Consider the following 14555-nt stretch of genomic DNA (forward strand, 5'->3'; position numbering starts at 1 on the left):
AGACTGCGCGGACAACGGAGCTCCCGCCGAACGTTGATCTTGGTCGACGATGTTCTAGCGGAAGCTCCGTTGCCTTATGTCACCGGGTTGACATCGCACCCACAGCCTTAACTGCCCGGCCTTGCTCATTCATCTCGTCCGACGACAGGAGAGTGTCATTCACAACGAGTGACGCGCGGTCGCCACCTGTCGGGCAAGCGGACGGTTAACGCGTCACCCGAAGCGGTGTGACGCGCTGCACGGCCAGGTGGCTTCCGGCGCTTTCCCGCGCCTCCGGTGCTGCACTTCGATCATGAGCAAGCCATCGAACCTCGTGTCCGCGCTGGTCATCGCCTGCACCGTCGCGCTCGCCGCTCCCGCCGTCGCGCTGGCGGCCGCCGGGCCGGCTCCGGGCGTCGTCGACGGGAAGAAGCACAAGGCCAAGCTCGAAGCCAAGGCCGAGAAGAACCGCGTCAAGGTCGGCGAAGAGACGAAGATCAAGGGCTCGTTCGCCGACCTGGGCGGGCAGGAGAGCGTCTCCGGTGGTGAGCCGGTGGTCGTCCAGCAGCTCAAGGCCGGGGTCTGGGTCGACCTGACCACCGGCACCTGCAAGCCGAACGGCGTGTTCAAGTTCAGCGTGAGCTTCAAGGTCCGGGCGAACGTCACGCTCCGGGTCTTCCACCCGGAAACCGAGCTCTACGTCGGTGTCGTCTCGGGCCTGATCGGGATCGTCGTGATCTAGTCCCGCGAGAACGCGGTCCGCATCCACGACACCGCGAGGCAGATCATCGCGATCCAGGCGATGATCAGGCCGTACCCCGGTCCCCCGCCCGCGGCGCCGCTGGCGTGCGACGACTGCTGCGACCAGATCGCGAGCAGCCCGTCCACCGAGGCGAACCAGCCGCCGGCGGCGCAGACCCAGGCCAGCCACCAGCGCCGCGTCACCAGGGCCAGCGCCGAGGCGAGGATGCCGACACCGGTCGACGTCGCCGCGAACAGCTGCGGGATGCCGCCGCCTTCGCCGGCCAGCACCTGCCAGCCCGCGTGCTCGCCGACCCACGGCAGGAGCAGGCAGATCAGCAGCACGAACGAGAACACGGCGATGGTGAACCCGCGCCGGCCCAGCTCCACCGTGCGCGACGCCTGGTGGCCCACCTCGTCGATTTCGGCGGCCAGCTCGGCCAGGTCACCGTTGCCCTGGGGCTCGGTCACAGCGCACACCCACTCACCGGTTCGGGCTGGGCGGCCGGGGCACCGAAGCCCGGCAGTCCCAGCGTGACGCCGCTCGTCTTCGGCCGCAGGCCGGCCTCCGCGTTGTCGCCGGCCCGCGTCCGCCGGTGCGACAGCAGGTCGCCGTCGGCCACCAGGTGGTGCGGCGCGCCGTACGTCACGACCGTCTCGACGACGTCGCCGGGACGCACCGCGCGGTCGACCAGCGGGCCGGCCGGCGTGAAGTGCACCAGACGGCCGTCGCGGGCACGGCCGCTCATCCGGTGCGTCTCGGCGTCCTTGCGGCCCTCGCCCGCGGCGACGAGCAGCTCCACCCGGCGTCCGACGATCTTCTTGTTCTCTTCCCAGGAGATCGTGTTCTGCAGCTCGGCCAGCCGGTCGTAGCGCTCCTGCACGACCGCCTTGGGCACCTGGTCCGGCATCGTCGCGGCCGGCGTGCCGGGGCGGATCGAGTACTGGAAGGTGAACGCGCTGGCGAAGCGGGCCTGCTCGACGACGTCGAGGGTCGCCTGGAAGTCCTCCTCGGTCTCGCCGGGGAAGCCGACGATGATGTCGGTGGTGATCGCCGCGTCCGGCATCGCCGCGCGGACCTCGTCGAGGATCTTCAGGAAGCGCGCGGAGCGGTACGACCGCTTCATCTCGCGCAGGATCCGGTCGGACCCGGACTGCAGCGGCATGTGCAGCTGGTGGCAGACGTTCGGGGTCGCGGCCATGGCGTCGATGACGTCGGAGGTGAAGGCGGCCGGGTGCGGCGAGGTGAAGCGCACGCGCTCGAGGCCGTCGACGCCGCCGGTGGCGCGCAGCAGCTTCCCGAACGCCAGCCGGTCGCCGAACTCGACGCCGTAGGAGTTCACGTTCTGGCCGAGCAGCGTGACTTCGAGCACGCCCTCGGCGACGAGCGCTTCGACCTCGGCGAGGATCTCGCCCGGCCGCCGGTCGCGCTCCTTGCCGCGCAGGGCGGGCACGATGCAGAAGGTGCAGGTGTTGTTGCACCCGACCGAAACGGACACCCAGCTCGCATAGGACGACTCGCGGCGCGCGGGCAACGTCGAGGGGAAGGTCTCGAGCGACTCGAGGATCTCGACCTCGGCCTCGGAGTTGTGCCGCGCACGCTCCAGCAGCGCCGGCAGCGACCCGATGTTGTGCGTCCCGAAGACGACGTCCACCCAGGGAGCGCGCTTGACGATGTCCCCGCGGTCCTTCTGCGCCAGACACCCCCCGACGGCGATCTGCATCCCGGGGTTCGCGACCTTGTCCGGCCGCAGGTGCCCGAGGGTGCCGTAGAGCTTGTTGTCCGCGTTCTCCCGCACGGCGCAGGTGTTGAACACGATGAGGTCGGGCTTCCCGCCCTCGACGGCGGGCACGTACCCGGCCGCTTCGAGCTGCCCGGCGAGGCGCTCGGAGTCGTGCACGTTCATCTGGCAACCGAAGGTGCGGATCTGGTACGCCCTGGGTGCCTGTGTCTCGGTCATCGCTCTTCAGGGTAGCCCCGCGCCCACCAGCGGCTCCGCGTCCCTCCCGGTCCGGGCACCCGGCGGCGGGTGGCAACTCGGCTCCGTCCTCGACCGGGCCTCCTGATCGCCGGTGCAGATGTCGCCATCCAGACGGAACCCGAGGCGCCCTTTCACCAAGATCATCCGGCCGGAGATCGCCCTCGTATCCGACCACCGTGGCCAGAACACCTAGGCGTCCGGGACCCTCGCGACCGTCAACGCGGAGCCCAGCTCGGGCAGCAGTTCACGCGCCGCCGGGTGGTTGTGCCACCGGGCCAGTATCCGCGAGAGCTGGCGGAGGTCGATCCGCACAGTGGCGGAATCCACGTGCGCCGCGTCGGCGAGTACCCCGCGGGTGAGCGAGCAAGCGTGCTCGATTTCGCCGCTGCCGGCGTGCGCCAGCACGCGACGTGCCCCGAACCGCGCACGGGCTCTCCGCGCGTGCGCGGCGACCCTGGGCAACTCCCGGTCGAGGATCTCCGCGGCGTCGGCAGGACGACCGAGATCGTAGAGCGACCAGCCTTCGGCCAATGCGACTTCGTCGACGACGCTGGCGGAACCGAGCACCGGTCGCGACACCGTGGGCGTGCCTTCGGTCAACAGCGCCCTGGCGCGTTCCAGCGCGCGCAGGCAGTCGTCGGGGGCACCAGCCAATGCGTGACCCTGTGCTTCGCACCGGGCGGCGAGTCCGAGGATCCGGTGCCCCGCCGACGGATCGGCCTGCGCACGCACGGCCAGTTCGACCATGGTGAGGGGATCCTGTCGGTACAAGGCCAGTTCCGCCTGCCGCACCAGTGCGTAGCTGCCCAGGTGGCGATCTCCGCCGGACGCCGCGAAGTCGACGGCCGTCGCAGTCCACCACGCGGCGGCCCGGTCGTCGCCGGCCTCTTGGCTCATCCAGCCCGCGTACTCCGCAGCCCGCGAAGCGTGGACGCGCAACTCGTCGCGCACTTCCGGCGCCACCGCGCCGCTCGCGAGGGAACGCGCCGTGTGCACGTGGGCGACGACCTGCGGAAGCACGATGCCCGGGCGGCTCGTGGTGCCGAGCCTGCGGTACTGGTCGGACGCGGCCTGCAAGCCCGCGATCGTCATGGGATCGGCCACCGACCGGGCGTCACCGGTCAGCGCGTGCCCCACCGCGATACCGAGTCCGGTCAGGATCTGCCGGCGCGGGAGGCGGTGGAAGCCGGACACCCCGTCGGGATCCATCACCAGCACCCACACTTCGCCGTCGCCGTCTTCTTCCCCCGTTCGGGCTTCGGATCGGGGTTCCGGCACCTCCGGCTTCGCGGGCGCGACCATCGCGGCGAGGGTGTCTCCGGTCTCGAGCACGCTGTCACACCGCTTCGCGATGTCTGCTGTCGGCGCACTCAAGCCGTTTTCGATCTTGCTCAGGTAGCTCCTGCTGTAGTTGATCTTGAGGGCCAGATTCTCGAGCGAAAACCCGCGGCTCTGGCGCAGCTTCCGCACATTTTCGCCGAACGACCCCACCATGTCCGCCTCCCCGTTCCACGAGGTTCACCCCTGCGGGAAGTACAGCACCGGCGCACGGCGAAAGCAACGAACCGGACGTAGTCCGGATCTTCGCCGGAAACTCCCGAAAGAGTCGAATCGCCGGCCGTTCCGTCAAGCCGGGTGCCGGTCGGATTTCCCTTCCTCCGAACAGGAAGCCGCCGCCCTGCTGGTGTCCTGACGGGAGGCTCTTCTGTTGCTCGTCCGCCCCCTGTCAGCAGTCGTGTCAGGAGCGTGGCCGCCCGGTGTCAGCGGGCCCGGCGAATGTGGTCCTCACAGCCCCCACCGAGGGGGCCGGAAACCACAGGAGAACACGATGCAGAACTTCGCCACCCCCGCCCCGATCACCGCCTTCCTCACCATCCCCGCCGGGCGCGTGCGGCTCGTCGCCGGTGAGCGGGACGACACCAGCGTCGACGTTCGGCCCGCCGATGCCGGGAAGAGCCGGGATGTCAAGGCCGCCGAGCAGACCAGCGTCAGCTTTGCCGACGGTGTCCTGCGGATCGAGGCTCCGGAGGCCAAGCACCAGTACTTCGGTCCGTCCGGGGCCCTCGACGTCACCGTCGAACTGCCCGCCGGCTCGCGGGTCGAGGCCAAGGCCGGCAGCGCCGAGCTCGACGGCACCGGCCCGCTGGGGGACGTCGTCTTCGACGGCGCCTACCGCTGGATCAAGCTGGAGCAGGCCGCGAGTGTCCAGCTCACCGCCACCGACGGGGACGTCGAGGTCGGCCGGCTGGGCGGGTCCGCCCGGATCAGCACCGCCCGGGGCGACATCCGCGTCAGCGAGGCCGGGCCGGGCACCGTGGAGCTGAGCTCGCAGTCCGGGGACATCTCCGTCGGCGCCGCCGCCGGGGTGTCCGCCTCGCTGGACGCCGGCACCTCCTACGGCCGGATCAGCAACAGCCTGACCCGCACCGGCGCCGCCGAGCTGCGCATCCACGCCACCACCGCGCGCGGCGACATCGAGGCGCGCAGCCTCACCGCTCGGGCGGCGGGATGACCCGCAGGTCCCACACCGTCCGGAACGCGCTGATCGTCAGCCAGGCGAGCCGGGCGTTGACCGGGAACAGCTGGCGCGCCGACGCCAGCGCGTCGAACGACCCGTCGCCGGCCACCCCGCCGCGCTCGATGTCCGCCTCGTCGAGCGCGGGGCCGAACACCTCCAAGACGGTGCCCAGGTAGTAGAGGTACCCGAGCGTCTCGACCTGGAGCCGCCGGAGGGGTTCGTCCTCGCCTTCGACGGGTGGGGTGGCCGCCGCTTCGACCAGCGCGGCCGGGTCGGCGGCGGCGTGCGCGTCGACGTGCCGGACCAGGTCGCCGACCAGGACGTCGTCGTAGCCGCCGCGGGCGACGATCGTGCGCAGGCCGGCGCGTTTGTCCGCGAGGTCCTCGGCGACCACGCGGCGGGCGACGCCGGCCAGCGCGCCGCCGCCGGAGATCACCTGGCGGGCGACGCGGATCAGCTCGCGCGGCAGCCCGCCGGACAGGCAGTGGCACAGGCAGACGAACGGGTCGGGCAGGCCCAGGACCCGCCGGGACAGCACCTGCCGAGCATCGTCGAGCTTCAGGTACTCCACGCGGAAGATGACGTCGAAGGCGCTGTCGAAGGCGTCGCGCACCGGCAGCCCGCGCCGCTCGAACGCGGCCAGCGCGTCCTCCGAAACCGAGACGAGGAACAGGAAACCCGGCACGTCGAGGTTGAACAGCGCCTTGACCTCGTTGACGAAGTCCTGGGCCGCGTCCGGGGCGACGATCTTGTCCAGCTCGTCGAGGATGATCACCACCGACGGCGTCGCGATGCCCTCGAGCGGGGCGACCGCCCGGATCGTGGCGCGGAGGAACTCGCCGAAGCCGTGCACGATCTGCGGGTAGCTCCGCGGCTGCCGGGTCACCTCGTGCGTCCTGGTCACGCCGATGTCGGCGCCCGCCGGCACGCCGGCCTTCCCGGACCAGCCCGAGGTGTGCTTCTGCTGGAATTCGATGTCGCCGATCGCCCACTCGGCGCGGGCACGCAGGGCTTGCAGGTCTCCCGGTGGCACCACGGGCGCCGGCTCGACCCGGGTGGGCACCACCGCCGGACGCCGCCGCGCGGCGACGGCGAGCAGGCCGGCCGCGCCGAGCAGGCAGACCAGCGGCCACCAGATCGCCGCGAACCAGGTGGCCGGGTCGAACCGCGCGCCGCGCGTCGCGAGCGAACCGAGGACCCCGGCGGCCACCGCCACGACGACCACTGCGGCGAACGGCCACAGCCGCCGCCAGCGGGCCCGGCGCTCGGCCCACCGGCCGGGCCGCGGGTCCGCGTTGTCGCGCCGCTTCTTGCAGAACTCGATCACCGCCGCGCAGGTGCGGGCGTAGAGGTGCAGAACGAATTCGCGCGCGTCGTACCGGACCGGGACGCTTTCGAGGAGGGCGATGTGCGCGCGGCCGGCGGGGCTGAGCCGACCCGCCCGGTAGGCCTCGAGCAGGGTGGTCTTGCCCGCTCCGCGCGGCCCGGCCATCCCGACGGCGCCGCCGCCGATCCCCGCCATCAGCGCCATCAGCCGGTCTGCCGACGCCAGCGACGTCACCACCCGGTCGCCGGCGCGCATCTGCCCGAGCGCCCGGGGGTCGAGGGCGCCGAGCGTGGTGCTGAACGACGGCTGCACCAGCTCGTTGACGTGCAGCGTGACCTGCTGCTCGACCGTCGCCCGCGCGGCGGCTTCCCACTCGGCTTCGGCCGCGGCAACGCTTTTCCGCAGCTCCGCCTGCCGCTGCGTCCACCCCGAACTGCCCCGGCGTTCGGGATCGCCGGACATCGACGCCGGCAGCAGCGCGCCGGGACTGACCAGAACGGGCCCGGTCAGGAGCAGGACGAGCACCGCGAGCACGTCCGCGAGGACGAACACCGCCCACTCGGGCAGCGGCAGGGGGACGGTCATGACCGTGAACGCCACGCCCGCCGCCAGGAGGGCGCCGATCAGCGCGCGGTGCCCGGCGACCCGCGGCAGCCTCAGGCCCGGTTCCTCTTCCTTGGCGGCGTCCATGGCCGTCAGGTAGGAGCCCAAGGCGAAGATGAAGGCGACGCACCCCGCGACCACCCACACCACGACGGCCAGGAACGTCCCCATCGCCTCCCGAGCCGACGACCAATTGCGCCACAGCACCAGCAGGTACGTCGTGGCGAAGGCGGTGACGAGCGGCCACGGACCACCACCGAGCGCCGGCTTGCCGCCGAACCGGGTGCCGAGCCGGGCGACCAGCCGGCGAGTCAGCACCAGGGAGAGGGCCGAAGTCACGAAGAGCGCCAGGAGGATCCCGGCCCAGCCGCTCCTGGTCACGGGCAGCCGGCCGAGCTGCCAGAACAGCAGCGGGAAGAGCATGCCCAGCCAGAGGACGAACCCGAGCAGGGCGTGCCCGGCCCGGTCGTCCGGGTTCGGCAACCGGGTCGCGCGCGGCCGCGGCGCGTCGAACCCGGCGAGCTTTTCCTGAGCTTCGCGAAGCCCGGTGATCTGCGGGTTGGTCTCCTGGAGCACGAAGTCGCCGCCGGCCACCACGAGCTTGAGAACGTCTTCGCGCACCGTCTCGCGGTCCGGCTCGGGCACCCGCTCCAGGCGTTCGGCCTTGGGGTCGTCGAGCGCTTGCTCGGCCAACTGCGGAAGCTTCTTGCGCAGCTCGCCGAGCAGTGCGTCCTCCTCGCCGGACTCGGTGCGGACGTCGGTCGGCGATGCGGGCGGCGCGGTCACGGAGCGGGATCCTAGCGGCGACAGCCGGTGGCCGACCCGGCTTCGGCCCCGATCGGCGCGGGGATCTGGCACGATCAGGCGATGGTCAGGACCCGGCGGACCCGTGGACTCGTGCTGGCGGCCGCCCTGCTGCTGGTCCTCTCCGCCTGCACCGCCGGCTTCGGCGACCTCCGGCTGCGGATCGCCGCGGGCAACCCCGGCGGGGTCTACGACAAGCTCGCGCAGACGCTGGCCACCACCTGGCAGGCGGGCCTGGACATCGGGCGGCCGCAGGTGCTGCAGACCCAGGGCTCGCCCGACAACGTCGACAAGGTGCTGGCCGGGGCGGCCGAAGTCGCCTTCGTCGCCGCCGACGTCGCCTCCGACCGGTACAAGACCGATCCGCGGCTGGCCGCGCTGGCCCGGATCCACGACGACTACCTGCACATCGTCGTGCGGACCGACTCCCCCATCCGGACCGTCGAGCAGCTGAAGGGCAAGCGGATCGCGATCGGCTCGCCGTCCTCGGGTGTCGAGTACATCGCCGACCGGCTGCTGCGGGTCACCGGGCTCCAGGGATCGGTCACGACGTCGACGCGCGGCCTTCCCGACTCCGTCCGGGCGCTGCTGAACGGCGACGTCGACGCGTTCTTCTGGTCCGGGGGCCTGCCGACGCCGTTCCTGGCCGACTACAACGACTCGAAGTCGCTGCGCCTGCTCGACATCGCCGACGTGATGCCGAAGATGCAGGAGCTCAACCAGGTGTACGGCACCGCGTCCATCCCGGCCAGCACCTACAACCAGGCCGGCCCGGTGACCACGCTGCTGGTGCCGAACGTCCTGGTGGTGCCGAAGTCGATGTCCGACGACGTCGCCGAGGCGCTGGTCCGCGGCCTGTTCGACGCCCGCCAGCAGCTCGCCGCGGCCAACCCGGCGGCACTGTCGATCGACGTGCACCCCGGCATCGAGACCCAGCCGATCCCGCTGCACCCGGGCGCGCTGCGCTACTACCGCGGGCAGAAGACCTAGGCGGCCGGGAAGGTCATCGTGATCCGCAGGCCGCCGCCCTCGGGCAGGTCGAGCGCCAGCTCGCCGTCCGAATGCGCGGTCAGCTCGCTGACGATCGCCAGGCCCAGCCCCGAACCGGGCACGTTCTGGTGGGCCGGGCTGCGCCAGAAGCGGTCGAGCGCGCGGTCGAGCTCGTCGGGCGGCAGGCCGGGGCCGTGGTCGCGGACCGACAGCCGCACCTTCTCCGCTTCGTGCTCGACGGCGATCCGGATCTCGGTGCCGGCCGCGGTGAACTTCAGCGCGTTGTCGAGCAGCGCGTCCAGGATCGTCTCGGCCCCGCGCGGCGGCATCCGGACGCGGGCGCCGTCGCCGGCGGTGTCGACGACCAGCCGCACGTCACGGGCTTCGCCGACCACCGTCCAGTCGGCGACGCGCTCGGCGACGGCCTCGTCCAGCACCACCGGGTCCAGCTCGCCGCCGGACGCCTCGGCGCGGGCCATCGAGAGCAGGCCGTCGAGGATCTGGTGCAGCCTCCCGGCGTCGACGCGCGCGGCGTCGAGGTCGGCGGCGGACTGCTCGTCCACGACGTGGCCGTCGAGGTTGCCGAGCCGGATCTTCAACGCGGTCAGCGGGTTGCGCAGCTGGTGGGAGGCGTCGGCGACGAACGCGCGCTGCGCGGCCAGCGCGCCGGACACGCTCTCGGCCATCCGGTCGAAGGAGCGCCCCAGCTGCCGCAGCTCCGGCGGCCCGCCGCTCTCCCCCACCGGCTCGGCCTCCCGCCCGCTGACCACGGACGCCACGAGGGCGCCGGTCGCGTCGTCGAGCCGGTGCACCGGCCGCAGGATCCACCGGACCACCGGGATGGCCACGGCCAGCGCCAGCACGAACGCGAGGATCCCGCCCGCGGCGAGCAGCAGCCACCACCACAGCACGTCGGCGCGTTCGGTGCCGGTGTCCGACACGCTCAGCACGGCCCCGCGCACCTCGCCGTCGGCGAGCACCGGCTCGGCCAGCACCAGCGGCGTCGCGTCCCACGGCATCAGCACGCCGGCGGGCTGCGACCGGCGGCCGGCCAGCGCCTCGTGGACCGGGTCGCTGAACCGCTCCGCCTTGAGGTCGACGGCGTCCGCGCCCGCGGAGCCGGTGACCGGCTTGCCGTCCTGGTCGACGACGATCACCTCGACGCCGTAGACCTCGGTGTAGCGGGTCAGGTCGGGTTCGAGCAGCCACGGCTTGTTGTCCAGCAGCGGCCGCTGCGCCAGCGACGCGAACCGGGCGGTGTCGGTCAGCCGGTCGAGGAACAGGTCCTGCTGCGCGCCGGCCGCGATCGAGATGGCCAGCGGGATGCCGAGGCCGAACACGAGCAACGCGACCAGCGTCAGCACGATGCCCTGCAGGCGGACGCGCACGCCGTCAGCTCCGGGCGGCCTGGCCGCCGAGCCGGTAGCCGACCCCGCGGACCGTCTCGATCAGCGCCGGGCGGCCCAGCTTCGTCCGCAGCGTCGCGACGTGAACGTCCAGCGAGCGGCTCTCCGCCGGGCCGCGGTGGCCCCACACCTCGGTGAGCACGTGCTCGCGCGAGCACACCGCGCCGCGCGCGCCCGCGACCAGCGCGAGCACCTGGAACTCCTTGCGGGACAACGCGACCGCCTGGCCGTCGACGAGCACCTCGTGCCGGGAGAGGTCGACGCTGACGTCGCCCGCCCGGATCACCACCGGCTCGGCCGTGGGGTGCTCGCCGCGGCGGCGGCGGACCGCTTCGACCCGCGCGAGCAGCTCCTCGACGTCATAAGGCTTGACGAGGTAGTCGTCGGCGCCCGCGCGCAGGCCCTGGATCCGGTCGTCGACCTCGCCGCGCGCCGACACGACGATGATCGCGACGTCGCTGACCGCGCGGATCTGGCGGCAGAGCGTGACGCCGTCGATGTCCGGCAGGCCGAGGTCGAGCAGGATGACGTCGACCTCGTGGACCCGGTCGAGCACGCCGGCGCCGGTGGCCAGCCGCGCGATCGCCAGGCCGCGGCGGGTCAGGGCCGGGATCAGCGCGCCCGCGACCCGGTCGTCGTCCTCCACCAGCAGCACCCGCACCGTGCACCCTCCCTGGTGACCTGGTTCACCCCCGGCCGGTATCGACGAACTCTAGGACCTCACCGCGGCGGCCGCCGAATCGGACATCGATACTCAGTTGAAACCCTAAGTATTGGTCAAGCCGCCTTGCGAGCCGGTAAAGCAACGGTAGGTTCTCGCCATCGCGGGTGACCCACGCCGCATTCGAACGACCCTGGAGGCCAGATGACCGCGGAGGTGGCGGCGCCGATGATCAAGGCGGCCGCCGTGAACAAGTACTTCGGCGACCTGCACGTGCTCAGGGAGATCACGCTCGAGGTGCCCCGCGGCCAGGTCGTGGTGGTGCTGGGCCCGTCCGGGTCGGGCAAGTCGACCCTCTGCCGCGCGATCAACCGGCTCGAGCCGATCAACTCCGGCGAGATCGCGGTCGACGGCGTCCCGCTGCCCGCCGAGGGCAAGGCCCTCGCGGCCCTGCGCGCCGACGTCGGCATGGTGTTCCAGTCGTTCAACCTGTTCGCGCACAAGACGATCGTCGAGAACGTCATGCTCGCGCCGGTGAAGGTCCGCAAGACCGCGCAGGCCGAGGCCCGTAAGACCGCGATGGAGCTGCTGGAGCGCGTCGGCATCGCCAACCAGGCCGACAAGTACCCGGCGCAGCTCTCGGGCGGCCAGCAGCAGCGCGTCGCCATCGCGCGGGCGCTGGCGATGCGGCCCAAGGTGATGCTGTTCGACGAGCCGACCTCGGCCCTGGACCCGGAGATGGTCCAGGAGGTCCTCGACGTCATGACCGGCCTGGCCAAGGACGGCATGACGATGCTCGTCGTCACGCACGAGATGGGCTTCGCCCGCCGGGCCGCCGATCGGGTGATCTTCATGGCCGACGGCGAGATCGTCGAGGACACGACGCCCGAAGAGTTCTTCACCGCGCCGAAGAGCGAGCGCGCGAAGGACTTCCTCGGCAAGATCTTGACCCACTGAGAAACGTTCCGCGACGCCGTTCGCGTCGCGGGTGACGACACACAGGAGAGATTCACATGAGGATCCGCACCCTCGCGGTGGGACTGCTCGTAGGTGGTCTGACGCTGACCACCATGACCGCCTGCGGCAAGGAAGGCACCCCGGCCTCGCCGGGCGCGGGTGACCAGAGCGGCTCGAACGCCGCCGCGCTGCCGACCTACCCGGTCGCGACCGGCGTCGACCTGGCCGGCTCCCCGGTGTTCGCGAAGATGAAGTCGGCCGGCGCGCTGACCGTCGGCGCGAAGGACGACCAGCCGGGCCTGGGCCAGAAGGACCCGACGACCGGCAAGTTCGGCGGCTTCGACATCGAGATCGCGAAGCTCGTCTCGGCCGGCCTCGGCTTCGACCCGGAGAAGATCACCTTCCGCACGGTCGACTCGGGCGCCCGCGAGCAGACGATCGCGAACGGCGACGTGAACTACTACGTCGGCACCTACTCGATCACCGACAAGCGCAAGGCGCTCGTCTCCTTCGCCGGGCCGTACTTCGTCGCCGGCCAGGACCTCCTGGTGCGCGCGGACGACAGCTCGATCACCGGCAAGGACACCCTCAAGGGCAAGAAGGTCTGCTCGGTGACCGGCTCGACGCCGATCCAGAAGGTCCGCTCGGAGAACCTGACCGAGCCGGGCAACATCGTCGAGTTCCAGAAGTACTCGCAGTGCGTCGAGAAGCTGCTGTCGAAGGACGTCGACGCCGTCACGACCGACGACGCGATCCTCAAGGGCTACGCGGCCCAGGACAAGGACAACCTGAAGGTCGTCGGCCAGACGTTCTCGACCGAGAAGTACGGCATCGGCCTCAACAAGGACGACAAGGTCCTGCGCGACAAGGTCAACGAGATCCTGCAGAAGGCGCTGGACGACGGCACCTGGCAGAAGATCTACGACGCGACGCTCGGCAAGTCCGGTTCGCCGGCGAAGAAGCCGACCCTCGAGAAGTACTGACGTGACACGAGGCCGGTGGATCGGGTGCGCCCGGTCCACCGGCCTCATCACATCCACCTGACCACGGACGCGGGGAAGGCTCCATGGACGTCCTCTTCACCAACCTGGACCTGTTCGGTCCGTTCTTCCTCCGCACGATCGAACTGTTCGTGCTCTCCGCCATCGGCAGCCTGATCCTGGGCACCATCCTCGCGATGCTGCGGGTGAGCCCGGTGCCCGTCTTCCGCGCCGTCGGCACGGCGTACGTGACGATCGCCCGGAACACGCCGCTCACGCTGGTCTTCGCGTTCTTCGTGTTCGCGTACCCGCTGCTCGACATCGTCAAGCTCGACTACTTCCCGGCCGCGGTGACGGCGCTGACCGTGTACACCTCGGCGTTCATCTGCGAGGTCGTGCGCTCGGGCATCAACACGGTGCCGGTCGGGCAGGCCGAGGCGGGCCGGGCGCTGGGGCTGAACTTCGGCCAGATCCTCGGCCAGGTCGTGCTGCCGCAGGCGCTTCGTTCGGTCGTGCCGCCGCTGATCAGCACCCTGATCGCGCTGCTGAAGAACACCACGATCGCCGCCGGTTTCTCCGTCGCGGAGGCCGGCGCGATCCGCTCGTACCTGTCCGAACGCGGTGAGAACCAGCTGGTCGGCCTGCTGTGGGTGGCCCTCGGCTTCATCATCCTGGTCGCCGTGCTGTCGTTCGTCCAACGCAGCCTGGAGAAGCGCTGGAGCGTGGCCCGATGAGCAACGTACTGTTCGACGTCCCCGGTCCGAAGGCGCGGCTGCGCTACCGGACCTACGCGGTCGTCGGCGTCATCGTGGTCGTCGCGTTCGTCGGCTACATCGGGTGGCGCTTCTACGACAGCGGCCAGTTCACGGCCCGCAAGTGGGAGTGGCTGCAGTACGCGCAGGTCCAGAGCGACCTGGCCAACGCGGTGCTCGCGACGGTGGAGGCGTTCGCCGCCGCGACGGTGCTGGCGCTGATCTTCGGCGCGGTCTTCGCGGCCGGACGGCTGTCGGACCACGCCTGGATCCGGGGGATCTGCGGGTTCGTCGTGGAGTTCTTCCGCGCCATCCCGGCGCTGATCCTGATGTTCTTCTTCTACTTCGGATTGCCGACGCTCGGCGTGCCGATCACGCCGTTCCTCGGTGTGGTGTTCGGCCTGACGCTGTACAACGGCTCGGTGCTCGCGGAGGTCTTCCGCGCGGGCATCCAGTCGCTGCCGAAGGGCCAGAGCGAGGCCGCGTACGCGCTGGGCATGCGCAAGACGCAGGTCATGTTCCTGGTGCTGCTGCCGCAGGCGATCCGGGCGATGCTGCCGACGATCATCAGCCAGCTCGTCGTGCTGCTGAAGGACACCGCGCTCGGGTTCATCATCACGTACCAGGAGCTGCTGTACTACGCGCGCTACATCGGCTCGCAGGGCGCGTTCGGCCGGCCGATCGTGCCGTCGACGATCGTGGCCACCGGTATCTACATCGTGATGTGCCTGCTGCTGACGGCGCTGGCGACGTACCTGGAGCGGCGCAACCGCCGCAACAAGAAGGTCGTGGGCGCCGCACCCCCGGCCACGGGCGAGGCGGCTCTCGTCTCCGCCGCCTGAGTCACCCGTTCGA

Annotated in this window: 13 protein-coding genes; 7 read left to right on the forward strand and 6 right to left on the reverse strand. The window is 71.2% G+C overall.

Features of this window, described 5'->3' with window-relative positions; translation table 11 throughout:
* Positions 1–292: 292 nt before the first annotated feature.
* A complete protein-coding gene (locus ACZ63E_RS43690; protein ID WP_465342222.1) occupies positions 293–721 on the forward strand; it encodes a hypothetical protein in 429 nt (142 codons plus the stop codon).
* Here ACZ63E_RS43690 and ACZ63E_RS43695 read toward each other — a convergent pair.
* From ACZ63E_RS43695 to ACZ63E_RS43705, 3 genes are all read right to left on the reverse strand, one after another.
* Positions 718–1191 (reverse strand): Rv2732c family membrane protein, encoded by a 474-nt coding sequence (locus ACZ63E_RS43695; protein ID WP_465342223.1) that lies wholly within the window; start codon positions 1189–1191, stop codon positions 718–720. The two genes, ACZ63E_RS43690 and ACZ63E_RS43695, sit on opposite strands and share 4 nt — an antisense overlap.
* Positions 1188–2681, reverse strand: a complete 1494-nt coding sequence (gene miaB / locus ACZ63E_RS43700; protein WP_465342224.1) for a tRNA (N6-isopentenyl adenosine(37)-C2)-methylthiotransferase MiaB — start codon at positions 2679–2681, stop codon at positions 1188–1190. Before miaB ends, ACZ63E_RS43695 begins: the two co-directional genes overlap by 4 nt.
* A gap of 210 nt (positions 2682–2891) precedes the next feature.
* A complete protein-coding gene (locus ACZ63E_RS43705; protein ID WP_465342225.1) occupies positions 2892–4196 on the reverse strand; it encodes a helix-turn-helix domain-containing protein in 1305 nt (434 codons plus the stop codon).
* A gap of 334 nt (positions 4197–4530) precedes the next feature.
* Between ACZ63E_RS43705 and ACZ63E_RS43710 the strand changes: the two genes are divergently transcribed.
* Positions 4531–5214 (forward strand): DUF4097 family beta strand repeat-containing protein, encoded by a 684-nt coding sequence (locus ACZ63E_RS43710; protein WP_465342226.1) that lies wholly within the window; start codon positions 4531–4533, stop codon positions 5212–5214.
* Here the strand turns inward: ACZ63E_RS43710 and ACZ63E_RS43715 are convergent.
* The gene (locus ACZ63E_RS43715; RefSeq protein ID WP_465342227.1) at positions 5192–7936 is read right to left on the reverse strand and encodes a transcriptional regulator; all 2745 of its coding nucleotides are present in this window, start codon (positions 7934–7936) and stop codon (positions 5192–5194) included. The two genes, ACZ63E_RS43710 and ACZ63E_RS43715, sit on opposite strands and share 23 nt — an antisense overlap.
* Before the next feature lie 81 nt (positions 7937–8017).
* On the opposite strand from ACZ63E_RS43715, the gene ACZ63E_RS43720 reads away from it, so the two are divergent.
* Entirely contained in the window at positions 8018–8944 is a 927-nt protein-coding gene (locus tag ACZ63E_RS43720; RefSeq protein ID WP_465342228.1) for a TAXI family TRAP transporter solute-binding subunit, read from the forward strand.
* Here ACZ63E_RS43720 and ACZ63E_RS43725 read toward each other — a convergent pair.
* A complete protein-coding gene (locus ACZ63E_RS43725; RefSeq protein WP_465342229.1) occupies positions 8941–10332 on the reverse strand; it encodes a sensor histidine kinase in 1392 nt (463 codons plus the stop codon). The two genes, ACZ63E_RS43720 and ACZ63E_RS43725, sit on opposite strands and share 4 nt — an antisense overlap.
* Positions 10333–10336: 4 nt before the next feature.
* On the reverse strand, positions 10337–11011 hold the full coding sequence (locus ACZ63E_RS43730) for a response regulator transcription factor (RefSeq protein ID WP_465342230.1): 675 nt from the start codon (positions 11009–11011) through the stop codon (positions 10337–10339).
* 228 nt (positions 11012–11239) lie between these two features.
* Between ACZ63E_RS43730 and ACZ63E_RS43735 the strand changes: the two genes are divergently transcribed.
* The 4 genes from ACZ63E_RS43735 to ACZ63E_RS43750 all read left to right on the forward strand — a co-directional run bounded on the left by ACZ63E_RS43735 (position 11240) and on the right by ACZ63E_RS43750 (position 14542).
* Entirely contained in the window at positions 11240–11968 is a 729-nt protein-coding gene (locus ACZ63E_RS43735) for an amino acid ABC transporter ATP-binding protein (RefSeq protein ID WP_465308270.1), read from the forward strand.
* Positions 11969–12024: 56 nt separating this feature from the next.
* Positions 12025–12951, forward strand: a complete 927-nt coding sequence (locus ACZ63E_RS43740) for a glutamate ABC transporter substrate-binding protein (protein WP_465342231.1) — start codon at positions 12025–12027, stop codon at positions 12949–12951.
* 83 nt (positions 12952–13034) lie between these two features.
* Complete coding sequence (locus ACZ63E_RS43745) at positions 13035–13682, forward strand: amino acid ABC transporter permease (protein WP_465342232.1); 648 nt, start codon at positions 13035–13037, stop codon at positions 13680–13682.
* The gene (locus ACZ63E_RS43750; protein ID WP_465342233.1) at positions 13679–14542 is read left to right on the forward strand and encodes an amino acid ABC transporter permease; all 864 of its coding nucleotides are present in this window, start codon (positions 13679–13681) and stop codon (positions 14540–14542) included. The genes ACZ63E_RS43745 and ACZ63E_RS43750 overlap by 4 nt, the downstream gene beginning before the upstream one ends.
* Positions 14543–14555: the final 13 nt, after the last annotated feature.

The organism is Amycolatopsis sp. NPDC104819 (assembly GCF_055583145.1).